Raw genomic sequence first — 23,284 nt, forward strand, 5'->3', positions numbered from 1 at the left:
GAAGCCGAAGCCGAAGCCGAAGCCGAAGCCGAAGCCGAAGCCGAAGCCGAAGCCGAAGCCGAAGCCGAAGCCGAAGCGGCTGTGGAACTGACCCAGGAAGAGAACTCCGCGCCGCCGGAAAAATCGCATCGTGAAGAGTCGCAGCAGGAAGAAAAACGCAGTGGATTCGTCCCCGCTTTGCTCGGCGGTGTTATCGCGGCGGGAATCGGGTTTGCAGCCGGCAGCGCGGGCTTGTTCGGATCTGGTGATACAGATGCGCTTACGACGCTCGAGGCGAAGCTCAACGATCAGTCCACTCAGATCGAGGCGCTGACCAAATCCCTGTCCGACACATCTGGCGTCGACAGCAAGATTTCAGCGCTGACCGATCAGGTGACACCGATCACCTCCGATCTGGATACGCTCAAATCCAGTGTCGATGAGCTGGCGGGCAAGATTGATCCTTTGGCCAGCCGCCTAAGTAAAATTGAAAGCGACGCTCTGACCCAAGGCGCGTCCCCCGAAACGTCGGCAGCCTTTGAGGCCGAACTGAAAAAATTGCAGGATTCACTGGCGGCGCAGCGGGCCGAAGTGGAAAAAATGGTGTCGGACGCACAAACGCTTGAGGCGAAAGCCTCGGCAGAGGCTCTGGCAGCGACCAACGCGGCGATCCTGTCGCGCCTGCATGGTCAACTGGATGCTGGTCAGCCTTACGCAGACCTTGTCGCCGAACTGAAGGCAGGCGGCGTTGATGTGCCTGAGGCGCTATCCGGCCCCGCCGATAAGGGTGTTGCAAGCGTGTCGACCTTGCGGGCATCGTTCTCACCCGCTGCGCGAACCGCGTTGGCGGAAGCACGGGATGCGGACAAAGCCACTGGTCTGGTGGCGTTCCTGCAGCGACAGACCGGGGCGCGTTCGGTCACCCCACAAGATGGCGATGGTCCGGATGCGATCCTGTCTCGTGCCGAGTCGGCTCTGTCCAGTGGCGACGTCTCAACGGCCCTGACCGAACTTAAATCCCTGCCCGAAGCGGCGCAGGCAGCTATGGCTGATTGGGAGCAGGCAGCCCAGGCGCGGGTTTCCGCGGTGGATGCCGCCAATGCGCTTCAGCCTAGCGTGAACTCGAACTGAAGGACCTGCCATGCTGTGGTCACTGTTTAAGATTCTAGTTTTTGTTGCGATTATCGGTCTTTTGGCCGTGGGTGCGGGTTCCCTCATGGAAACCAGCGGTGGTATACAGATCACAGCCGGCGGGACGGAGTACACTTTGGGGCCGTTGCAATCGGTCATCGCGCTGGGCGTTCTGGTTTTTGCAGTTTGGCTTTTGTTCAAGCTGCTGACCCTGTTGATCGCCACGCTGAAGTTCCTCAACGGAGACGAAACCGCCCTGTCGCGCTATTTCGACCGCAGTCGCGAGCAGCGTGGGTATCAAGCGTTGTCCGATGGTCTGATGGCGCTGGCATCGGGCGAAGGGCGCGTGGCTTTGAACAAGGCCACCAAGGCAGAGCGGCTTTTGAACAAACCCGAGTTGACCAACCTGCTGGTGGCTCAGGCTGCCGAGATGAACGGTGACACCCAAAAGGCGGCTGACACCTACAAAAAGCTGGTGACGGACAATGCAACCCGCTTTGTCGGTGTGCGCGGTATCATGAAACAGAAACTGGCCGAAGGGGATGACGAAACCGCCCGCAAACTGGCCGAAAAAGCCTTGGCCATGAAGCCGCGCCATCTGGAAACACAGGACATTTTGTTAGGTCTTCAGACCAAGGCGCAGGATTGGGCAGGCGCGCGGTCTACACTGACAGCCAAGTTGAAATCCGGCCACCTGCCGCGCGACGTGTTCAAGCGCCGCGATGCTGTGCTGGCCCTGTCCGAGGCCAAGGGGATTCTGGACGAGAACGCCACGGTCGAACAGCAAGAGCGCGCGATTGAGGCGAACCGCCTGTCTCCTGATCTGATTCCTGCGGCCGCAATGGCAGCGCGCGCTTACATTGAAAAAGGCAAACCGCGCAATGCGACCAAAATAGTGAAAAAAGCGTGGGAGGTGCAGCCGCACCCCGACCTCGCCCATGTCTTTGCAGAGATTGCGCCGGATGAAACGCCACATGAACGGATCAAACGCTTTACTGCGCTGACCCGTATTCACCCTGAGAATATGGAAACCCGTCTGATTTTGGCGGAGCTGAACATCGTGGCCGAAGACTTCCCCGAGGCGCGTCGCGCACTGGGCGATGTGGTCGAAAAGCAGGCGGATGCGCGCGGTTACACGTTGATGGCCGCTATTGAACGGGGCGAGGGGTCCTCGGACGCGGTAGTACAGGGTTGGCTGGCCAAGGCGCTGACTGCACCGCGCGGGCCACAATGGGTCTGCGACAATTGTCATGACATCCAGCCCGGGTGGGCTCCGGTCTGTCAGAACTGCAGCAGCTTTGACACGCTCAGCTGGCAAACACCGCAAACGCCGGAAATCGCAAGCGCGACGGGTGTCCATATGCTGCCTCTGATCGTTGGTGCGCTGGAAGACAGCAGCGAGCCGGAAGCTGAGGTCGAGGTTGAAGTGGAAGACGTCGAGGAACCGGGTGATCCCGAGATCATCGAATTGGATGTGGAACCAGTCCGCCCCGACGTCGAACCCGTGGTCGAGAAACAGGCCTGACGCGCTATTCCTCAGGCGAGTTCCTGACATAAGTCCAGCGGTACGTCGGAGGTGTGGGGCCTTTGTTGCGGCCACCTTGCTGCATTTGCTCCCACGCATGTGCCAGTATGCCGACTGACCGGGAGAGGCAAAACAAACCACGCGCAAGCGGTGGTTCGAACCCAAGCTCTGCATAGATGACGGCCGTGGCCCCGTCGATGTTCATCGGGACGGGTTTGCCTTTGCGACGTGCAAGCTCTGCTTCGATATCCAACGCGATTTTCCGGAAACGTCCGTCACACGCGCCGCGTTCTACTGCCTCAGAGACCAGGGCCATCAACCGCGGTGCGCGTGGATCGGTCGGTGTGTGAAACCGGTGGCCGAAACCCGGCAGTATCTTTCCGTGGTCGTCGATCCAGTCGTCAATCGCTGCACCGATCCCGCCCGAGTGGGACCCGACAAAGTGATACAGCTCAACCGCCTGCTCACCGGCGCCGCCGTGGATGTCGCCCAGCATGTTCACCGCGCTGGCCATTGCGTTGTTCAAAGGCAAACCGCAAGTTACAGCCATCCGGGCCGTCGCAATAGAAGGTGCCTGTGGTCCGTGATCTACGGCGGCGACCAGGGCCGCTTCGAACAGATCTGCCTGCGCGGGTAACGGGCGGTTGCCGCGAACCAGAAACCAGATCATTTCGGCGAAACTGAGGTTGCCGATCAGGTCCTCGATGGGTTCACCGCGCAGGGCGATGCGTCCGGGTTCCATGTCAATGATGGATGTGCTCCACCAGTCGGAAACATCGCTCATATCACACCATCCTTGGCCAGTTCCTTGATCTCATCCGGTGACAAGCCAATTTCGGACCAGATTGAATCGTTATCCGCGCCCAATTCCGGCGGTGAGACTTTCGGCATATTTCGCTGCCCGTCCATCACCACGGGGCTGCCTGCCAGCTGCATCTCCTCTCCGTGCGCGTGCAGAGATCCAATCAGCCCCCGGTCAGAGAGTTGTTCGTCGGCCAACGCCTCGGGGACTGTCAGCACTTGCCCCGTGGGTACGCCCAAGCCATTCAATTCGCTGACCCACTCGCTCGCGGGACGCCATTTCAGGGATTTCTCCAACTCGTCCCGCAAAGCGTGGCGGTTTCGTTTGCGATCTTCGCGTGTTGTATATTCAGGGTCATCCAACAGGTCCTCGCGGCCAAGATGCCGGGCGAGGGCTTGCCATTGTTCATCGCGATTGGCGGCGATGTTGATCGGGCTGTCGGATGTGGCGAAGGTACCGGACGGTGCCGACGTTGTGTTTTCATTGCCATGCGCGCCGGGCATCACACCGCCGACAAGGTAGTTGGACACAACCCATCCCATGGTTGAGATCACGGCCTCGGACATGGCGATGTCCAGGAATGCGCCGCGTGGTCGTGCGTTCAACGCAGCACTGATTGCGAAGGCGGCTGTCAGCCCCCCAACTGTATCAGCCAACGGATAACCAACACGATAGGGTGCTGTCTCCGGTGCGCCGGTGATCGACATGACCCCGCTGATGCCCTGAACGATCTGGTCATAGGCAGGGTCGTCGCGGCGCGGACCGTCCTGTCCGAACCCGCTGATTGCACAATAGATCAAGGTGGGGTTTTCGGTACGCAGAACCTCGTACCCCAGACCCAACCGATCCATCACGCCGGGCCGGAAGTTTTCAACCAGAACATCCGCCGTTTTCACAAGCTGCTTTAGCAGAGCCTTGCCTCGACTGGATTTCATATCCAGCGTGACCGATTTCTTCTGCGCGTTCTGCGCCAGAAAACTGACCCCCATACCGGCGTTGTTCCGGTCAGGATCAGCCCCCAATACACGGGCCAGATCACCGCTTTTGGGGCGTTCGACCTTGATCACCTCGGCCCCCATGAGGGCCAGTTGGTAACAACAATACGGGCCGGCCAGCACGTTTGTCAGATCAAGGACCCGAACACCCCTAAGCGGTTCAGTCCCCATCAGCCACACCAGCGGCCCGCGCCCGTGCACGACGTGCGCGGTAGCTGGGCAGCAGAACCAGCAGGACGGCAATGGCAAGCAGTCCCAGGGTCATCGGGCGTTCCCAGATAAAGGCGATGCCATCATACAGCTGCATCGAACGCGAAAAGTTATCCTCCATCATGCCGCCAAGGATGAAGCCGATCAGCAGGGGTGCCAGCGGATAGTCTGCGAACTTTAAGGCCGTTGCGCATACGCCGAAACCCACCAGGATCAGCAATTCGGTGGCATTGTTCTGCCCGATATAGGCCCCCATCAGTGTGAAGAACAAAATGAACGGGATCAGATAGTTACGCGGAACGGCCAGTACTTTGGCAATGTAGGGGATCAGCGGCAGGTTCAGGATCAGCAGGACGAGGTTGCCAATGAACATCGACATGATTACCGCCCAGAAGATCTGAGGTTCATCCAACATCAAACGCGGACCCGGGGTGACGTTCAGGGCAATCAAAGCACCCAGAAGGATCGCCGTTGTCCCGGAACCGGGAATGCCCAGTGTCAGCAGCGGCACAAAAGATCCGGTACAGGCCGCGTTATTCGCCGATTCGGGTGCGGCCAGACCTTTGATCGAGCCTTTACCGAACTCCTCCTGCTCATCCTTGGGGGCAATGTTCCGTTCCACCGCATAGCCGAGGAAACTTGCAATTGTCGCGCCCGCGCCGGGCAGGACGCCGATAAAGAAGCCCTGCACCGATTGGCGACCGATGACCGGGGTGATGGCCTTCGCCTCGGCCTTGGTAATGCGCAGATCCTTGATCTTGCCGTCATCACCTTTCAGGTCCTTGGGTTTAAGCACCAGGAACAACGCTTCGGGCAGGGCGAACATCGCCATGGCCAGGGTGATGAAGCCAAACCCGGATTGCAGGTCCATGATGCCCATTGTGAAACGCGGAAGATTGAACAGCGCCCCCTCTCCGACGGTGGCCATGATCAATCCCATGGTCGTCATGATGATGGCCTTGGCCACTTGCCCCGAACCGGCAAAGGCTGCGATGGCCGAAAGACCTACCACCATCAGCGCGAAGTATTCGGCGGAATGGAACAGCAGAGCGACCGAAGACAGTGCCGGAGCAAAGACCATCAGCAAAATGGCACCGATCGTGCCGCCTGCGAAACTGGCGATTGCTGCGATGGTCAGGGCCTTGCCCGCCTTGCCCTGCCGGGCCATTGGGTAACCGTCAAAGCTTGAGGCCACGGTGCCCGCGACCCCCGGCGCGTTCAGCAGAATGGACGAGGTCGAACCGCCGAAGATCGCGCCATAGTAAACGCCTGCCAACAGGATCAGTGCGGCGGATGGATCGCCCATCGAAATAGCAACCGGGATCATGATTGCGATGATCGACATTGGGCCCAGACCCGGAAGCATGCCGATAAACGTGCCGATCAGACAGCCCGCGACAACCATCAGCAGGTTTTGAATTGAGAATGCCGTTTGCAGGCCGATCAGAAGTCCTTCAAGCATGTCAGCCTCCGAACACGCCCGGCAGGGGGCGCATATAAATTCCAAGAACTTCCTGAACCAGATACCAGACGGATCCGGTTGCCACGAACGCGACAGGCAGCATGATGTGCCACTTGCGTTCACCCAGAATGAAAGACCCGAGGATCAGGAAGCTGGATGTCGCGATCAGAAAACCGACCGGGCGCAGGCACAGGGCATAGACAACCATGAGCACCAGAAGAGAAATTGCCTGACCCAGATGATATTCCCCAAGTCTGCGGTAATCGATATCGGCCTCTTTGACTTCGCTCTTTTCAAAGCCAAGCAGGATGATCGAACACGCGACCACGCCTAGAATAGACAGCACCTTTGGAAATGTGCTGGGCCAGATCGGATTTCTCTGCATGAAAGGAGGAAGACTTCCGTCCATCGTGAACCAGGCGGTGTACCCATACGTTAGGCAAACACCCAATAAAATAAGCGCGATCCAGCGATCCAGCGCCATAACGTCCCCTCCCCTGTATCTTGGTTTTTTGGGACGGCAGAGCGACCAAACGCTCTGCCGTAGATTGCCTCAGAGGAAGCCCAGCTTCTTCATCAGGTCGCTGATCTGCTGTTCCTGACCTTCCAGAAACGCTTCGAAATCGGCACCCGAGTTGTGGATGTTGACCCAACCGTTACGGGCACGAACCTCTTCCCATTCGGGCGTGTCGTACATCTTGGCGATGGCTTGCTGATAGGCAGCCAGCTTGTCCTCGGGCAGGCCGGGGGCAGCAAAGAATCCACGCCAGTTCACGAAAGTGGTGTCGATGCCCTGTTCCTTCATGGTCTGTGCGTCAGGTGCTGCATCGACCCGCTCTTCTGCGGTTACGCCAATGATTTTAACCTCTCCCGCGTTGGCCAGATCGACAGCTTCGGAGAAACCGGTCGACAGTGCGGCGATCTCACCCGACAACAGGGCAGCCATAGCTTTTCCGCCCGCATCATAAGGGATGTATTTTACGCCCAGCGCGTCCTTGCCTGCAGCTTCCATGACCATTGCGGCGACCAGATGGTCCATACCGCCAGGTACCGAGCCGCCACCAATCGCGGTTGCGCCCGGGTCAGCGTCATAGGCGGCCAGCAGGTCCGCCATCGAGTTGATCGGGCTATCTTTGCCTACAACAATCGCTGCGTAGTCGCCGATTGTGCCCGAGACCAGTGTCAGGTCACGGAAGTTATGCGGGAACACACCGGTCAGCGAGCGGATCACGATGGGCGTCGAGTTGACCATCAGCGTGCCGTGGTTGCTGTCCGCGTTTTCAATCAGGAAGCCGATGGCTTTACCGCCGCCGCCGCCCGACATGTTCTCATAAGATGCCGTGCCGACCAGACCAGCATTGGTCAGGGCCTCGCCAGTTCCGCGGGCGGTACCGTCCCAGCCACCGCCGGCGCCGCCGGGGATCAGAAAGTGGATGCTGTCGACGACTTCTTCGGATGCGGCAGGTCCAACCAGACCAATTGCTGCAACAGCTGCGATCAGGGCCCGACGGCCCAGGTTAAATGTTGTCATTATGTCCTCCCATTTGACAACTGGCCGCTCAGCGGCACAGATTATCCTGCACCTAAACACGCCAACCTGACATCAACCTGTCATGCAAAAAGAAACTGATTTTCGCCCATGAAATTTCTGCTTGTCGAAGACAATCTCGACCTCGCGAACGCGATCAGTTCCCGCATGCAGCTGGATGGTCATGTTGTTGATCACGCAGCAAATTTAGAGGATGCGCGCGCCTTTGTTGCGACCGAAGAATACGACCTTATCCTGCTGGATATCATGTTACCCGATGGGGATGGCCGCGAGTTCCTAAGGCAGCACCGCGCAAGCCGTTTGGACACGCCGGTGATCGTTCTGACTGCGCGCAGTCAGGTTTCGGATCGAATCGGTTCGCTTGATCTGGGGGCGGATGACTACGTCACCAAGCCTTTCGATCATGCGGAACTTGAGGCCCGCTGCCGCGCTGTTCTGCGTCGGAAGTCCGGAAGCTCAAAGTCGACGATTGAAGTTGGCGGAATTATCTTTGATCCGGTTGCTGGTCATTTGACCGTCGATGGTGTCACGCTCTCCCTACGCAATCGCGAGTTGAGAATGATCGAGCTGTTCATAAACGCGCCGGGTCAGGTGTTTTCCAAGCAGAAGCTGGCGGACAGGTTGTTTTCTTATGATGACAACGTGTCGGACAACGCGATTGAGGTCTATGTCGGACGCCTGCGCAAGCATCTTGAAAAATCCGGCATGAAAATCACTACGTTGCGCGGGCTGGGATACAGGTTGGATCATGACGACTAGCCCAACCGTTTCGGGATCACTAAGAAATAGGCTGGTGTTGACGCTGATCGGCGGAGCGGCGGTCCTGGCGATCCTATTGTTCCTGACGGTGCGCAGTTATGCCGCAAAAGTCGCCCAACAGGGACAGGACGATATATTGGGGGCGTCCGTCTCGTCGATCCTTGATGCCGCAGCGCTTAGGGATGGTCACCTAGAGGTGGACATCCCCTATGCCGCGTTTTCCATGCTCAGCACGCCGTCGGATGACCGGGTGTTCTATGCCATTTATCAGGATGGAGAATTCTTGTCCGGATATGAGGATCTGAGCCTCGCAGACGGCCCGATTGAAGGCAGGTGGGCCTTTCAAACCGGTCAGGTCCGCGGCGAGCGTGTCCGACAGGTCAGCGCCAGCCGAACGCTGGTCGGTTTGGGCCGCCAGACCGAGATTGAGGTAGCGTTGGGGCAAACGCAGGACGCGTTATCCGACACGCTGGATCAGATTTCACGCAATGCAGCGTATTTGGGGATCGGGTTCTTTCTGCTGACCGCCGCGCTGTCATTCTGGGTGACATCATCAACGATCGGCCAGTTGAACAAACTGACGACCTCGGTCACACGCAGAGGTCCGCAGGATCTAAGCCCGTTCAAGAAACCCGTGCCAAAAGAGATGGCGCCGCTGGTGACGTCGCTGAATTCGCTCATGGGCCGTCTGGACCAATCGCTTAGCCAATCCGAGGACTTTATCGCCGAAGCCGCGCACCGGGTGCGAACACCTTTGGCGACGGTCAGGTCTTATGCCGAGGCAACACTTCACCGCGTGGAACGGGAAGACAACCGCGAGGCCTTGAAGGCCATGGTACGTGCCATCGACGAAAGCTCGCGCGCGGCAGGGCAGTTGCTGGATCACGCGATGATCACCTTCCGAGCGGATCATCTGGAACGAGAAGAGATTGATTTGGTCGTACTGATCCGCGATCTGGTGCAGCGCCTGATCCCGATTGCCGAAATGAAGGAGCTGACGCTTTCATTGTCGGGTGAGCCCTCGGTTCCTTACTCGGGCGACTCTATCCTGATCCAGAATGCTGTGCGAAATATGGTCGATAACGCGATGAAATACGCACCATCTGACAGTGCTGTTGAGATCACGATCATTGCACATCCCGACCCCCAGATTCAGGTGCGCGACTCGGGTCCTGGCTTTCCGCCTGATGAAATCGACACACTGACGCGCCGGTTCGAACGTGGACAGAACGCCGTTGGGACCATCGGGTCCGGGCTGGGGTTGACGATCGCGCAGGATGTGGCAACGGCACATGGGGGCGTGTTGATCCTAAAGAACCGGTCAAAGGGGGGCGCATGCGTTATCTTATCGCTCTAGTTTTGTTGGTGGTTCCCTGCCTCGGATGGGCCGACGATTGGGAAGACCGTCTGGTCTTTAATGAAAGCGCCGAAGGTCCGCGCCTTCGTGTGATTTCCAGCACCGATACTGTTTTGTTCGCGCCGGTGATCGAGGGGTTTGTTGCGGAGAACCCCCGGATTAGTGTCGAATACCTCGTTTCCGGAACCGCCGACATCAACCGTCGAGTCCGCGCAACGCCCGATGCCTTCGATGTGATCATCTCGAGCGCGATGGACCTGCAGTTGAAACTGGCAAATGACGGCTTTGCCCTGTCTATCGACGATGTGCCCGTCCCGCACTGGGCGCAATGGCACCACAGCCTTTTCGCATTCACCTCGGAACCCGCGACAATCGTGATAAACCGAACCGCATTTGAAGGGCAGCCCATCCCCCAGACCCGGCAAAGCCTGATCGAGGCATTGCGCAAACGGCCCGAAGAATTTCGGGGCAAAGTTGGCACCTATGACGTGCGCCAATCTGGTCTGGGATATCTGTTTGCAACCCAGGATGCGCGCGCGTCTGAGACGTATTGGCGCTTGATGGAGGTTATGGGCGGCCTGGATGTACGGCTCTATTGCTGCTCGGGCGAAATGATCAATGACCTAGCGGATGGCTCGATCCTGGTTGCTTACAATGTTCTGGGCAGTTACGCCGCTGTCCGAGCCGAGGGCAAAGACGCCCTTGAGGTCGTGTTGCCGTCTGATTTTCAAACAATTATGATGCGCACAGCGATGGTTTCGAAAGCCACGCCAGAACCCAAAGCAGCCGAGTTGCTGCTGCGATACCTCGTAACTGAGCGGCCAGCAGTGGCCGAAGAGGCCAGCCCGCTTCCTCTTTTGCAGCCAAGTGATGGTTCTGACGGGCGCGAGACAATCGGCCTTGATCCCGCTTTACTGACCTTTCTTGACGGGTTGAAACGAACAAAGTTTCTTTCTGCATGGGAAGATGCCGTTATTCAGTAATAAGACCGTCACCTAAGCCCGACGGGTCGGTGAAAACTGAAACCGGCGCCGGTGCTGTTGGAATTCCTTTCCAACATCAATTGTCGCAATCAATTCCGTTTGCTAACGTCACCCACGCGTCGGGGAGGGCGTGTAAATCCAAATGTTGGACTATTCTCATAACGCTTGGCTTGTGGCGGCGTCTCTGGCTGTTGCGATGATGGCTGGATTCACAGGGCTTTATCTGACGCATGGGGCCTCAAAACTGGACGATCAGAAACGCAAACTGGTCGTGGCGTTGGCTGCGATCATTCTGGGCGGTGGCATCTGGTCGATGCATTTCGTGGCCATGCTGGGCCTGCAACTGCCGATCCTGTTTTACTACGATGCTTTGATCACCCTGATCTCAGCCCTGGTCGCGATCCTGATGGTTGGCCTTGCGCTGCTGATACTGCATTTCCGTCCCCGCACGATGGGAACGATTGTCGGTGCGGGAGTGATCGTGGGTCTGGGGATTGTTGTCATGCACTACGTCGGCATGGCCGGGATGGAGCTGTGCCGCCCCGTTTACAATGTTTGGGACGTGGTGATTTCGACCCTGGCCTCGGTCGTTTTGTCGGTGCTGGCAATCTGGGTTGCCTATGACAACCGTACGCAGCGCAACATTCTGCTGGGAACGGTGTGTTTCGGGTTGGCGGTCTTCACCATGCATTTCGTCGCCACCGGCCTGACTGATTTTGTCGCAAGCGATACCGCTGGTCGTGCCGGACCTGCACTAAACAATCAGGTGCTGGCGATGGGGGTAACGGTTTCCGTGTTCCTGATCTGTGGTGCATTCCTGCTAACGGGCATCACCTTCATCGAACCTGCGGCAGCAGAGATATCGCCCAGCGCGCCGGAACCTGCCCGGGAGCCAGAGCCCACATTGCGGGCTGGGGTTCCATTTGAGCGGGAAGGACAAACCTTTTTCGCCCAGCCTTCCAATATCGCAGCCATCCGGGCCGAAGGGCATTACACCGTTCTTTATATAAACGCTGAGAAACTGTTTTGCCCGTGGTCCATTACCGAAGCTGAATCGCGCTTGGCGCCTGACGGGTTTTTGCGGGCTCATCGCAGTTATCTGGTGAACCCCAAGCAGGTCTCGCGGTTCGAGAGGCACAAGGATAACGGCACCTGCTATTTCGATGGAGTCGATGCGCTAGCCAAGGTGCCGGTCAGCCGATCCCGCCTGACGGACATTCGCGAGGCGCTGGGCCTTTGATCGCAGCTCGTGCAGCGCATTCGCATTTCGTGAAATAAGCCGCGCTCTCCGTTTCCACTGGCTGGAACGGATGGCTTCAGCGTCCTTTCCTTACCGCAGGTCCCCCAAGGCATACCGCTTGGACCCAGGGAGGAAAAACATGATACCAGCCGGATTTGAGTATCACCGGCCAGGCGATATCGCCTCGGCTATTGGCATTTTGCAGGAACACGGAGATGAGGCGCGCGTGATCGCGGGCGGGCACAGCCTGATCCCGATGATGAAGCTGCGCATGGCCGAAATGGGCCACCTAGTCGATCTGCAAGCTATCGAGGAGCTGAAGGGCATCGAGGTTGGTGCCGACACGGTTTCGCTTGGCGCAATGGTGACCCAGCATGAGCTGATCACTCATGACGGCTTGGCTACAGCCATTCCGTTGATCCGAGAGGCCGCGCTGCAAATCGCGGATCCTCAGGTGCGATATGTGGGAACGGTTGGTGGGAACGTCGCCAATGGTGATCCGGGCAATGATATGCCGGGGTTGATGCAATGCCTGAACGCGACGTTCGAACTGTCTGGCCCCGATGGTCGCCGCAGTGTCGCTGCGCGTGAGTTTTATGAGGCCGCTTACTTCACTGCGCGTGACGATGAGGAAATCCTGACCCGGATTTCGATCCCGGTGCCGGGCGCGGGTGTGGGTCAGGCCTATGAAAAGCAGAAACGCAAGATCGGTGATTATGCGACAGCGGCAGCTGCCGTGATGGTTGGCAATGGTCAGGCCTCGGTAGCGATGACCAATCTGGCGGACACACCCGTCTGGTCTGAAAGCGCAAGCAATGCGCTGGCGGATGGGGATGTCAGCGGTTGTGTCGCCGCGATGCTCGAAGCCATCGACCCGGTGGCCGACAATCGTGGTCCCGTCGAATTCAAGAAACACGTGGCCGCTGTGATGCTGCGCCGCGCCATCGAACGCGCGCAAAGCCGCGCGGATTGAGGGGAGGAATAACGATGTCAAAAATGCACGTAAAACTCACCGTGAACGGCAAGCAGGTCGAAGGTCTGGCCGAGCCGCGCACGCTGTTGATCCATTTCCTGCGGGAAGATTTGAAAATCACAGGCCCGCATATCGGGTGCGAAACAAGTCATTGCGGGGCCTGCACCGTGGATATTGATGGCAAGTCCGTCAAGTCCTGCACAACCTTTGTGGCGCAGGTGAACGGCGCCGACGTCACCACCGTTGAGGGGTTGACCAACGACGATGGCAGCCTTGGGGTTCTGCAAGAGATGTTCCGCGAACATCACGGGCTGCAATGCGGCTTTTGCACGCCGGGCATGATCACCCGCGCGCATCGTCTTCTGCAAGAGAACCCGAACCCGACCGAGGAAGACATCCGCTTTGGCATGTCCGGCAACCTGTGCCGCTGCACCGGATATCAGAACATCGTTAAGGCGATCGCGGCATCTGCCGACATGCTGAACGCTCAGAAGGAGGCTGCGGAATGAACGACCAGACTCTGACCCCCGAAGAACGCGTCGCCAACCTCAAAGGGATGGGCAGTTCGCGCAAACGCGTCGAAGATGTGCGCTTTACCCAGGGCAAGGGCAACTACGTCGATGACATCAAGATGGACGGGATGCTGTTTGGCGCCTTTGTCCGCTCTCCCTATGCCCATGCCCGCGTCGTCAGCGTGAACAAAGAGGCTGCGCTGGCGATACCTGGCGTTGTTGCCGTTCTGACCGCCGAAGACCTTGCGCCATTGGGGTTGCATTGGATGCCGACGTTGGCGGGCGACAAGCAAATGGTGCTGGCCGATGGCAAGGTTCTGTTCCAGGGCCAGGAAGTTGCTTATGTCGTCGCTGAAAATCGGTATATCGCAGCAGATGCGGCAGAGTTGGTCGAGGTTGACTATGAAGAGCTGCCCGTTCTGACCGACCCGTTCGAGGCGCTAAAATCAGATGTTGTCCTGCGTGAAGACCTTGCGGGTCAAACCGAGGGTGCCCACGGTCCGCGTAAACATCATAATCACATCTTCACGTGGGAACAGGGCGACAAGGAAGCCACCGAAGCAGTTCTGGGTGAGGCAGATGTCGTGGCCGAAGAGATGGTCTATTACCATCGAACCCACCCATGCCCGTTGGAGACATGCGGCTGTGTTGCCTCGATGGATAAGGTGACCGGCAAACTGACGCTCTATGGCACGTTCCAGGCCCCGCACGCGATCCGCACCGTTGTATCGCTGATCTCGGGTCTGGCCGAGCACAATATCCGGGTGATCAGTCCTGATATCGGTGGTGGCTTTGGCAATAAGGTTGGCGCCTATGCGGGCTATGTCTGCTCGGTTGTCGCCTCGATCGTCACCGGCCAGCCAGTGAAATGGGTTGAGAACCGGATGGAAAACCTGATGTCCACCGCCTTTGCACGGGACTACTGGATGCAAGGTAAGATCGCGGCCACTAAAGACGGCAAGATCACCGGCCTATGGTGTCATACCACGGCGGATCATGGTGGATTTGATGCCTGTGCCGACCCGACCAAGTTCCCGGCTGGGTTCATGAACATCTGCACCGGGTCGTATGACATTCCCACCGCCTATCTGGCTGTGGATGGGGTCTATACCAACAAGGCTCCGGGTGGCGTGGCCTATCGGTGTTCCTTCCGGGTGACCGAGGCTGCTTATTTCATCGAACGTATGATCGAGGTTCTGGCCATCAAGCTGAACATGGACGCGGCCGAGCTGCGTCGGATCAACTTTATCAAGGCCGACCAGTTCCCGTATCAGTCCGCGCTGGGCTGGGAATATGACTCGGGCGATTATCACACTGCGTGGGATAAGGCATTGAAGGCCGTGGACTATGAAGGTCTGCGGGCGGAACAGGCTCAGCGGATAGAGGACTTCAAAGCCGGAAAGACTCGCAAACTGCTGGGCATCGGCCTGACGCATTTCACCGAAATCGTCGGGGCCGGACCGGTCAAGAATTGTGATATCCTCGGGCTGGGCATGTTCGACTCGTGTGAGATTCGCATCCACCCGACTGGCTCTGCCATCGCGCGGCTGGGGACGATCAGTCAGGGTCAGGGCCACGCAACGACCTTTGCCCAAATCATAGCCAGTGAGATCGGGCTTCCTGCGGACGATATCACGTTGGAGGAAGGCGATACTGATACTGCACCGTACGGGCTTGGCACCTATGGGTCTCGGTCGACGCCGGTTGCCGGGGCTGCGACAGCCATGGCCGCGCGCAAAATCCGCGCCAAGGCGCAGATGATCGCGGCCTATCTGCTCGAGGTGCATGACAATGATGTCGAATGGGATGTCGATCGGTTTGCCGTCAAAGGCGCGCCTGAGCGGTTCAAGACCATGAAAGAGATCGCTTTTGCCGCCTACAACCAGGCGATTCCGGGGCTGGAGCCCGGTCTGGAGGCCGTCAGCTACTATGACCCACCAAATATGACTTACCCATTCGGGGCCTATATCTGTGTCATGGAGATCGACGTGGATACTGGGGAATGGGATGTTCGGCAGTTCTATGCGCTGGACGATTGCGGCACGCGGATCAACCCGATGATCATCGAAGGGCAGGTCCATGGCGGTGTGACCGAAGCGCTGGCCATCGCGATGGGGCAGGAGATTGCCTATGACGAGATGGGCAACGTCAAGACCGCGACGCTGATGGACTTCTTCCTGCCTACGGCATGGGAGACGCCGAACTACACCACCGATCACACGGTCACGCCATCTCCGCACCACCCGATCGGTGCCAAGGGCGTGGGCGAGAGTCCGAATGTCGGCGGCGTGCCTGCGTTCTCGAACGCGGTGCATGATGCGTTCCGGCCCTTTGGATTGGTGCAAAGCCATATGCCGCATGATCATTGGCGGATCTGGAAGATCGCCAACGGGTTGGGGATGCACGGGTAAACGGTTTCGAACCGGCTGTTGCCGGCCCGACCGAACGGAGGGGGTAGAACCCCCTCCGAACCTCCCCCGGGATATTTTTGGCCAGATGAAGATTGGATCCTGGTTTTGACTTTGAGTGATGTTCAGAACGGATTGGCCGCGCAGGGCTATGTTTCCGATGACCGGTTGGCGATGGCGCTGCATTTGGCACAGCAACTTGGGCGGCCATTGTTGTTGGAAGGTCCTGCTGGCGTTGGAAAGACCGAAGTGGCAAAGGCCCTGGCCGCGTGGCAGGACGCCCGGCTGATCCGGCTGCAATGTTATGAAGGGCTCGATGCCAGTCATGCCATTTATGAATGGAACTATCAGCGTCAGCTTCTGGCGATCCGAGCGAGCGAGGCGCAGGGCGGAACGAGCGAAGCACAGCTTTTCTCAGATGAATATTTGCTGAAACGTCCTTTGTTGGAGGCCATTTCGCAAGATGCTCCTCCGGTTCTGCTAATTGATGAAATTGACCGGGCCGACGAAGAATTCGAAGCGTATCTGTTGGAAATCCTCTCGGATTTTCAAATCACAATTCCCGAACTGGGTACAATCCCGGCGCGTTCAAAACCCATCGTTATTTTGACGGCGAATGGCACGCGGGACTTGTCCGATGCATTGCGCCGCCGGTGTCTGTACAGTTTCCTCGACTACCCATCGCGTGAAACCGAAATGGCGATCCTGAAAGCCCGCATGCCCCAAGTTGAAGGGCAGTTGGCGCGCCAGATTGTTGGCGTTGTGCAGGCTTTGCGCAAAGAAGACTTGGAGAAGACTCCGGGCATTGCCGAGATGCTGGACTGGGCGGCAGCCCTTTCCGGATTGGGTGTTAACGACATGGCGCAGTCCCGCGAAGAGGTTCAGGTGACTCTTGTCTGTCTTCTGAAAACCGCAGCCGATTATGACGCGGCCCCGCCTGAAGTGATGGATCGCCTGATTGGAAAGGTGGCGTGATGCAGGTCACCCGGTTCCCTTCTCGTGCCTCTGGTCTGGCGGATCGCATGTCTGGCTTCATTGCACATTTGCGGATGAACGGGATGCGCGTCGGACCGGCTGAGACTGGGGATGCATTGGCGGTGCTGGCGGAAGTAGAGGCGACGGATTTGCCGCAGGCCAGACAAGCGCTGTGTGTCTTGCTGGCCGGTGACGCGGAAGACTGGCGACGGTTTGACGATCTTTTCGATTCCTATTGGCTCAATGCCGGAAAGCAGCGCACCGGAGTGGCGCAAACCGCGCATGTTCGGGTGCAATCCGCCAAGCCGATGATCTGGCAGCAAGAAAGCCATGACATTCAGGAGTCCAGTTCCGGTTCGGATCAGGACGCAACCCCTGATCCGGGCGACGGAGAGGCCGTGGGGAGAGACGGTAAGCTGATTGCGACCCGTACGGCCAACCTGTCGCGTCGGGATTTGCGTGAACTGGTGGATGAAGACGCACTGAAGCAGGCCGAACAAGCGGCGACGGCGCTGGCGCGCGCCATCCGCGACCGCCGCTCGCGCCGGCGGAAAAAAGCGCTAAAGGGGCCTGCTCTGGACATGCGCCGAATACAGCGCGCCAGCCTTGCACGGGGCGGTGAGCCGATGGAACTGTATCGTCGCGCCCGCCCACCGCGTCCGATGCGGATCGTTGCACTGTGCGATGTAAGCGGATCAATGACTGTATACTCGCGCGTCTTTCTGGCTTTCCTGAAAGGCTTGATTGGCACAGGAACCGAAGCGGACGCATATCTGTTCCATACGCGCTTGATGCGCGTCACGGATGCGTTGCGCGACCACGATTCACTGCGCGCAGCAGGGCGGTTGTCGCTGATGGCCGAAGGGTTTGGCGGGGGCACGGATGTCTCGGGCAGTCTTGAGCATTTTCTGAATGGGTATGGCGCGCGCGCACTGAACGGTCGGACCATCGTACTGATCCTGTCTGACGGGTATTGCAGCTCGGACCCGCAAGCGCTGGGCGTTGTATTGGCCCGGATTCGACGCAAGGCCCGGCGGATCGTCTGGCTGAACCCGCTGAAGGGCTGGCACGACTACCAGCCCATTGCCGCCGCAATGCAGGCAGCTGAGCCGTATCTGGACGCGCACCTGCCCGCAAATACGCTTGAGGCGCTGGCGGCGCTGGAACCGCAATTCCGTAAGCTGTGAAAGGAGCCCACATGGCAAGCTTCGACATATTCGACACGATTGAGCAGCTGCGCAAAACTGATGAAGCCTTTTGCGTGGCCACGGTGTTGCGGACTGCGGATGCAACTTCGGCGAAAGCCGGGGGCAAGGCTGCGATTACAAAAGATGGACGGATCCTGGGCCATTTGGGCGGGGGCTGCGTTCAACGTGCGGTTCGATCCTCGGCCCAGCAGGCGTTGGCCAGTGGTTCGCCGCAAATGATCCGGGTCAAACCTTCGGAAAAGGTGGTGAACATGGCCGATCCTGATGGCATTCAGACGTTCAAAAGCGGTTGCCCGTCCGGCGGCACTGTCGATCTGCTTGTCGAGCCGTATCAGCACGCACCGCGATTGGTGATTTTTGGCGAGTCGCTGATTGCAGAGGCACTGGCAGTCCATGGGGCACTGGCTGGGTTTCGCGTGTGTCTCAGTGACGCGTCAGAGACAGAAGGTGACTTTCAACGGTTCACTCTGGATTCCGTCCAAAACCTAGGGGTTGAGCCGCGGGACTTCGTTGTCGTGGCTTCGCAAGGCCAGGGCGACGCCGCGGCCCTGGCCGCCGCTCTGCAAACGGACGCCAAGCGGGTGTCGATGGTGGCCAGCCATCGCAAGGCCGAAACGCTGGTGGCCAAGCTGATATCGCAAGGTTTGGACCCGATACGAGCTGCGCGGCTGAAGTCACCGGCAGGTCTGAACATCCACGCGATCGACCCGCATGAGATCGCCGTGTCGATCCTGGCTGAAATTGTGCTTTGGCGAAACAGTGACAAATCCAAAACGGAGTCCCATGATGAGAAACGTGCTTAAACGCCTGAGGTCCCTGTGGCCCGCGCGTCCCGAACAAACTCCGGAAGAGGCGACAGAGACCGCGCTTCTGGTTTATCCAAGATGCTGTTGAACAAAGGAAAGTTGAATGGAACTGAGTGACGAAGTCCGCATCTCTGCGCCGCGGGATGTGGTATACAAGGCTCTGAATAATCCCGAAATCCTGCAGGAGTGCATTCCGGGTTGCGAAGAGCTGATCCAAAATTCGCCCGAAGATCTGGAAGCCAAGGTGGTTTTGAAGATCGGCCCCGTCAAGGCCCGGTTTGCGGGCGCTGTGACGCTGGACACTGCCAATGCACCGGACGGGTTTTCCTTGACTGGCGAAGGCAAGGGCGGCGCTGCCGGATTTGCCAAGGGTGGTGCCGACGTGACGCTGACCGAAGATGGGGACGAAACCGTTCTGGCTTATACAGCCAAGGTCGAGGTTGGTGGAAAAATCGCGCAACTGGGCAGCCGCCTAATCGCTGGAACGGCAAAAAAGCTGTCGGGCAAGTTCTTTACCCGTTTTGGCGAAGTTGTTTCTGAACAATCCGTTACTTAAGGTGCGTGACAGGGCCGGTGAATGGACCGGCCCGCGTCAGATCACATCCCACGGAAACTCAATTCCGGTAAGAGAATATCAGTGGTTTGATTTTAAGGAGATTTGGTGCCCAGGAGAGGACTCGAACCTCCACGTCCATACGGACACTAGCACCTGAAGCTAGCGCGTCTACCAATTCCGCCACCTGGGCAGGTGTCGTGGAGGGGCGTTTAAGCCCACTGGCTGGAAGGGTCAACCAGATTCGGGAAGATTTTTGAAAGTTTTTTTCACACATCCAAATTCAGTTTGAATTGGTTGGTCTTTTCACTGACGCGCGGCGTTATTGCGCCTTGTTTGACAGGCCTCAGAGCGCTAGATCGATAGAGGACCCACAAGCAGGAGCCCTCTCATGTCTAAAATGGTCACGATTTATGGCGGATCGGGATTTGTCGGCCGGTATATTACGCGGCGCATGGCAAATGAAGGGTGGCGTGTCCGGGTGGCGGTGCGGCGCCCGAATGAGGCGATGTTTGTCAGGCCCTATGGTGTGGTCGGCCAGGTCGAACCCATTTTGTGCAACATCCGTGATGATGCCTCGGTCGCGGCGGCGATGCATGGGGCAGATGCGGTGGTGAATTGCGTCGGTGTTCTGAACGAGCTGGGCAAGACCGCCTTTGACGCGGTGCAGGCTGATGGGGCCGAGCGGATCGCGCGTTTGGCGGCCGAACAGGGCATTTCCCGGATGGTTCATATCTCAGCCATCGGAGCGGACGCCGAGTCCGACAGCGAATATTCGCGAACCAAGGCGCATGGTGAGGCCGGTGTGCTGACCCATATGCCAGATGCAATTATTCTGCGGCCGTCTGTGATTTTCGGAACCGAAGATCAGTTCTTTAATCGTTTTGCCGGGATGACCCGGATGGGACCTTTCCTGCCGCTGGTCGGCGCCGACACCAAGTTCCAGCCGGTCTATGTGGATGATGTGGCCAAGGCCGCTGTTCAGGGCGTCCTGGGCCAAGCTGAGGCCGGTGTGTATGAGCTGGGCGGACCCGAGGTTAAAACCTTCCGCGCACTGATGCAGCAGATGCTTGATGTGATCTACCGACGCCGAGTGATCATCGGAATGCCCTTCTTTGTGGCCCGCATAATGGCGGGCGTGTTGGACATCTTGAAGTTCGTCAGCTTCCAACTGTTCCCGAACCACATCCTGACGCGCGATCAGCTGAAGAACCTCCGCCGCAACAATGTCGTGTCCGAAGGGGCCAAGGGGTTCGCGGATCTTGGGATTGAGCCAGCGACGCTGGAATCGGTGCTGCCAGATTACCTTTGGAAGTTTCGCCCATCGGGTCAGTACGACGACATTCAGAACTCGGCCAACAATCTGCGGACCTGATCAGCTATAGGCGATTACAAGCAGGATGGCGCCCAGGATCACGCGGTAGATGACATAAGGTGTAAAGCTGACACTGCGCAACAGGCGCATCATCAGGGCCAGGGCCAGCAGAGCTGAAATAAAGGCAAAAAATGCCGCGATTGCCCCATCTCGGGCCAATTGGGCGTCTGCTTCGCGGATCACGTCTACCGACAACAAAACGCCTGAGGCAATAATGGTCGGAATCGACATCAACATCGCGATCCGCGCGCCATCCTCTCGCGTATAGCCCAGTTGGCGCGCGCCGGTGATCGTAATGCCTGATCGGGATGTTCCGGGTATCAGGGCGAGAACCTGCCACAGCCCCATGATCAACGCATCGCGCAGACCCCATTCGCTTGCTTCTTTGGTCTGCGGCCCTTTTTGATCGGCCCAATACAGGACAAGGCCAAAAACCAGCATGGTCCAGCCAATGACCGCCATTGACCGGAAGGCCTCGATCAGGCCGGTTTTGAACAGGATAGCCCCGACAACCACTGTGGGAATCGTGGAGATGATCAGACCCATGGCCAGCTGCGCCTGTGGTGTGTCGACCCGGCCGGTCAACGCACGGGGGAGACCGGACACGGCCTGTTTCACATCGGACCAGAAATACAGAATCACAGCGCCCAAAGTGCCCACATGCACGGCCACGTCGATGGCCAGACCTTGATCGTCCAGCCCGGTCAGGTTGGGCAGCAGTATCAAGTGACCAGATGAAGAGATCGGCAAAAACTCAGTGATACCCTGAATAATCGCCGCGAGAATCAATTGAAAAAGACCCATCTGTCCCGCCGTGTTGTGGTCACGTCTTTGTTTGCCCAATGGGTATAAGTGCGCTGTGGAAAAGGAAAGCGTGCATATAGGTCCGAATCGGAACTAAAAACCGCACTTAAATTTAAACGACCACTAAATTTCTCTCCAGTTTTTGAAATTAGGTCAGTACAGTTGACTTTTCATCCGATGTCGCATCTCTTAAAGAGACGTGACCAAGCCAATTCATGGAGTTTGACCCGTGGCCAAGCAACCGATGCTGAAATTTGTGCAGATCGACCGCGTCATGCCCGAAAAGCGTGCCGCCGATGACCGCAGAGAAGATTTTGATGAAATCTACGCCGAATTCGCAGCAGAGAAGGCCAAGGAGCAAGCCAGCCGATGCAGTCAATGTGGTGTTCCATACTGCCAGTCGCATTGCCCACTGCACAACAACATCCCTGACTGGCTGCATTTGACCGCGACGGGTCGTCTGGAAGAAGCCTACCAAACCAGTCAGGCCACCAACACATTCCCCGAGATTTGTGGCCGAATCTGCCCGCAGGACCGTCTGTGCGAAGGCAACTGCGTGATCGAGCAATCGGGCCACGGCACGGTCACTATTGGCACGATTGAGAAGTACATTACCGACACCGCCTGGGACAAAGGCTGGGTGAAACCCACCGCTCCTGGTGCCGAGCGCAGCGAAAGCGTTGGCATCATCGGTGGCGGCCCCGGCGGCCTGGCTGCCGCGGACATGCTGCGACGGGCGGGCATTCAGGTCACCGTCTATGATCGTTATGATCGCGCAGGTGGTCTGCTGATGTACGGCATTCCGGGGTTCAAGCTGGAAAAAGACATCGTGCAGCGCCGCAATGACCTGCTGGCCGATGGCGGAGTCGAGTTTGTGCTGAACTGCGATGTGGACGCCGCCAAGTTCGAAGAAATCCGCACCAAGCATGATGCGGTGATCATTGCGACAGGTGTGTACAAATCGCGCGATCTGTCTATGCCCGGCAGCGGTCTGGCTGGAATCGAAAAAGCCATCGATTTCCTGACCGCCTCGAACCGCAAAAGTTTTGGCGATGACGTCGAAGATTTCGACAATGGCCGCTTGAATGCCGAAGGTAAGAAGGTGGTCGTTATTGGTGGCGGTGATACCGCGATGGATTGTGTGCGGACCTCGATCCGGCAAGGTGCCACGTCGGTCAAATGCCTCTATCGTCGTGACCGGGCGAACATGCCAGGTTCGCAGCGCGAAACCCAAAACGCCGAGGAAGAAGGCGTGGTGTTCGAATGGCTGAGCGCGCCCAAGGGCTTTACCGGCGACGACACCGTTGCTGGCGTGATGGTGCAGAAGATGCGTCTGGGTCAACCCGATGCGACCGGCCGTCAAGCGCCAGAAGTGATCGAAGGCGCGGATTATGTCGAAGATGCCGATCTGGTGATTAAGGCGCTGGGCTTTGAGCCTGAAGACCTGCCCACCCTGTTCGGCCAGCCCGACCTGCCCGTCACCCGTTGGGGCACCGTCAAAGCAGCGTTTGAGACTGGCGCGACCGAGATGGACGGCGTCTATGCCATTGGTGACATCGTGCGCGGTGCATCTTTGGTGGTCTGGGCCATTCGTGATGGTCGCGACTGCGCCGATGCGATTATTGATCGCTTCAACGCCAAGGCTGCCATCGCAGCCGAATAACCCTAGCCCAGCGAC

General features: G+C 58.1%; 21 protein-coding genes and 1 tRNA gene. 15 read left to right on the forward strand and 7 right to left on the reverse strand.

Annotation, left to right across the window (positions count from 1 at the left end):
• Window positions 1–1,110: COG4223 family protein (locus AC2FIO_RS21810; protein ID WP_496699952.1), on the forward strand; the 1,110-nt coding region annotated here is incomplete at its 5' end.
• 10 nt (window positions 1,111–1,120) lie between these two features.
• Window positions 1,121–2,635 carry a heme biosynthesis protein HemY gene (locus tag AC2FIO_RS21815; protein ID WP_496699953.1) on the forward strand — a complete coding sequence of 505 codons (1,515 nt, stop codon included), beginning with the start codon at window positions 1,121–1,123 and terminating at the stop codon, window positions 2,633–2,635.
• A 4-nt stretch (window positions 2,636–2,639) separates the two neighbouring features.
• Here the strand turns inward: AC2FIO_RS21815 and AC2FIO_RS21820 are convergent, their stop codons facing one another.
• The 5 genes from AC2FIO_RS21820 to AC2FIO_RS21840 all read right to left on the reverse strand — a co-directional run bounded on the left by AC2FIO_RS21820 (window position 2,640) and on the right by AC2FIO_RS21840 (window position 7,635).
• Complete coding sequence (locus AC2FIO_RS21820) at window positions 2,640–3,419, reverse strand: citryl-CoA lyase (protein ID WP_496699954.1); 780 nt, start codon at window positions 3,417–3,419, stop codon at window positions 2,640–2,642.
• On the reverse strand, window positions 3,416–4,603 hold the full coding sequence (locus tag AC2FIO_RS21825; RefSeq protein WP_496699955.1) for a CaiB/BaiF CoA transferase family protein: 1,188 nt from the start codon (window positions 4,601–4,603) through the stop codon (window positions 3,416–3,418). Before AC2FIO_RS21825 ends, AC2FIO_RS21820 begins: the two co-directional genes overlap by 4 nt.
• Window positions 4,593–6,104: a tripartite tricarboxylate transporter permease gene (locus AC2FIO_RS21830; protein WP_058275183.1), complete on the reverse strand. Its 1,512-nt coding sequence runs from the start codon at window positions 6,102–6,104 to the stop codon at window positions 4,593–4,595. The genes AC2FIO_RS21825 and AC2FIO_RS21830 overlap by 11 nt, the downstream gene beginning before the upstream one ends.
• A gap of 1 nt (window position 6,105) precedes the next feature.
• Window positions 6,106–6,588: a tripartite tricarboxylate transporter TctB family protein gene (locus AC2FIO_RS21835; protein ID WP_058275184.1), complete on the reverse strand. Its 483-nt coding sequence runs from the start codon at window positions 6,586–6,588 to the stop codon at window positions 6,106–6,108.
• A gap of 69 nt (window positions 6,589–6,657) precedes the next feature.
• The gene (locus AC2FIO_RS21840; protein ID WP_058275185.1) at window positions 6,658–7,635 is read right to left on the reverse strand and encodes a tripartite tricarboxylate transporter substrate binding protein; all 978 of its coding nucleotides are present in this window, start codon (window positions 7,633–7,635) and stop codon (window positions 6,658–6,660) included.
• A gap of 108 nt (window positions 7,636–7,743) precedes the next feature.
• Here AC2FIO_RS21840 and AC2FIO_RS21845 point away from each other — a divergent pair, with 108 nt between their 5' ends.
• From AC2FIO_RS21845 to AC2FIO_RS21895, 11 genes are all read left to right on the forward strand, one after another.
• Entirely contained in the window at window positions 7,744–8,412 is a 669-nt protein-coding gene (locus AC2FIO_RS21845) for a response regulator transcription factor (RefSeq protein ID WP_282154090.1), read from the forward strand.
• The gene (locus AC2FIO_RS21850; protein ID WP_496699956.1) at window positions 8,402–9,769 is read left to right on the forward strand and encodes a sensor histidine kinase; all 1,368 of its coding nucleotides are present in this window, start codon (window positions 8,402–8,404) and stop codon (window positions 9,767–9,769) included. Before AC2FIO_RS21845 ends, AC2FIO_RS21850 begins: the two co-directional genes overlap by 11 nt.
• Complete coding sequence (locus AC2FIO_RS21855; RefSeq protein WP_496699957.1) at window positions 9,748–10,752, forward strand: ABC transporter substrate-binding protein; 1,005 nt, start codon at window positions 9,748–9,750, stop codon at window positions 10,750–10,752. Before AC2FIO_RS21850 ends, AC2FIO_RS21855 begins: the two co-directional genes overlap by 22 nt.
• 142 nt (window positions 10,753–10,894) lie before the next feature.
• Complete coding sequence (locus AC2FIO_RS21860) at window positions 10,895–11,992, forward strand: MHYT domain-containing protein (protein WP_496699958.1); 1,098 nt, start codon at window positions 10,895–10,897, stop codon at window positions 11,990–11,992.
• Between the two features lie 139 nt (window positions 11,993–12,131).
• Entirely contained in the window at window positions 12,132–12,965 is an 834-nt protein-coding gene (locus AC2FIO_RS21865; RefSeq protein ID WP_058275190.1) for an FAD binding domain-containing protein, read from the forward strand.
• A 14-nt stretch (window positions 12,966–12,979) separates the two neighbouring features.
• Window positions 12,980–13,474, forward strand: coding sequence for a (2Fe-2S)-binding protein (locus AC2FIO_RS21870; RefSeq protein WP_058279311.1), 495 nt, complete (start codon window positions 12,980–12,982; stop codon window positions 13,472–13,474).
• Window positions 13,471–15,888, forward strand: a complete 2,418-nt coding sequence (locus AC2FIO_RS21875) for an aerobic carbon-monoxide dehydrogenase large subunit (RefSeq protein ID WP_496699959.1) — start codon at window positions 13,471–13,473, stop codon at window positions 15,886–15,888. The genes AC2FIO_RS21870 and AC2FIO_RS21875 overlap by 4 nt, the downstream gene beginning before the upstream one ends.
• Window positions 15,889–15,993: 105 nt before the next feature.
• Entirely contained in the window at window positions 15,994–16,860 is an 867-nt protein-coding gene (locus AC2FIO_RS21880) for an AAA family ATPase (protein ID WP_496699960.1), read from the forward strand.
• Window positions 16,860–18,047 (forward strand): vWA domain-containing protein, encoded by a 1,188-nt coding sequence (locus AC2FIO_RS21885; RefSeq protein ID WP_496699961.1) that lies wholly within the window; start codon window positions 16,860–16,862, stop codon window positions 18,045–18,047. The genes AC2FIO_RS21880 and AC2FIO_RS21885 overlap by 1 nt, the downstream gene beginning before the upstream one ends.
• A gap of 11 nt (window positions 18,048–18,058) precedes the next feature.
• Window positions 18,059–18,871 carry an XdhC family protein gene (locus tag AC2FIO_RS21890; RefSeq protein ID WP_282121213.1) on the forward strand — a complete coding sequence of 271 codons (813 nt, stop codon included), beginning with the start codon at window positions 18,059–18,061 and terminating at the stop codon, window positions 18,869–18,871.
• 106 nt (window positions 18,872–18,977) lie between these two features.
• Complete coding sequence (locus tag AC2FIO_RS21895; RefSeq protein ID WP_109313033.1) at window positions 18,978–19,430, forward strand: SRPBCC family protein; 453 nt, start codon at window positions 18,978–18,980, stop codon at window positions 19,428–19,430.
• 103 nt (window positions 19,431–19,533) lie between these two features.
• Here the strand turns inward: AC2FIO_RS21895 and AC2FIO_RS21900 are convergent.
• Window positions 19,534–19,620, reverse strand: a tRNA-Leu gene (locus AC2FIO_RS21900).
• A 198-nt stretch (window positions 19,621–19,818) separates the two neighbouring features.
• On the opposite strand from AC2FIO_RS21900, the gene AC2FIO_RS21905 reads away from it, so the two are divergent.
• Window positions 19,819–20,802 carry a complex I NDUFA9 subunit family protein gene (locus AC2FIO_RS21905; protein ID WP_496699962.1) on the forward strand — a complete coding sequence of 328 codons (984 nt, stop codon included), beginning with the start codon at window positions 19,819–19,821 and terminating at the stop codon, window positions 20,800–20,802.
• Here the strand turns inward: AC2FIO_RS21905 and AC2FIO_RS21910 are convergent, their stop codons facing one another.
• Window positions 20,803–21,606 (reverse strand): undecaprenyl-diphosphate phosphatase, encoded by an 804-nt coding sequence (locus AC2FIO_RS21910; RefSeq protein ID WP_496699963.1) that lies wholly within the window; start codon window positions 21,604–21,606, stop codon window positions 20,803–20,805.
• Between the two features lie 229 nt (window positions 21,607–21,835).
• Here AC2FIO_RS21910 and AC2FIO_RS21915 point away from each other — a divergent pair, with 229 nt between their 5' ends.
• Entirely contained in the window at window positions 21,836–23,269 is a 1,434-nt protein-coding gene (locus tag AC2FIO_RS21915; RefSeq protein ID WP_108860463.1) for an NAD(P)-dependent oxidoreductase, read from the forward strand.
• Window positions 23,270–23,284: the final 15 nt, after the last annotated feature.

Source organism: Ruegeria sp. CDSB086, from assembly GCF_059611065.1.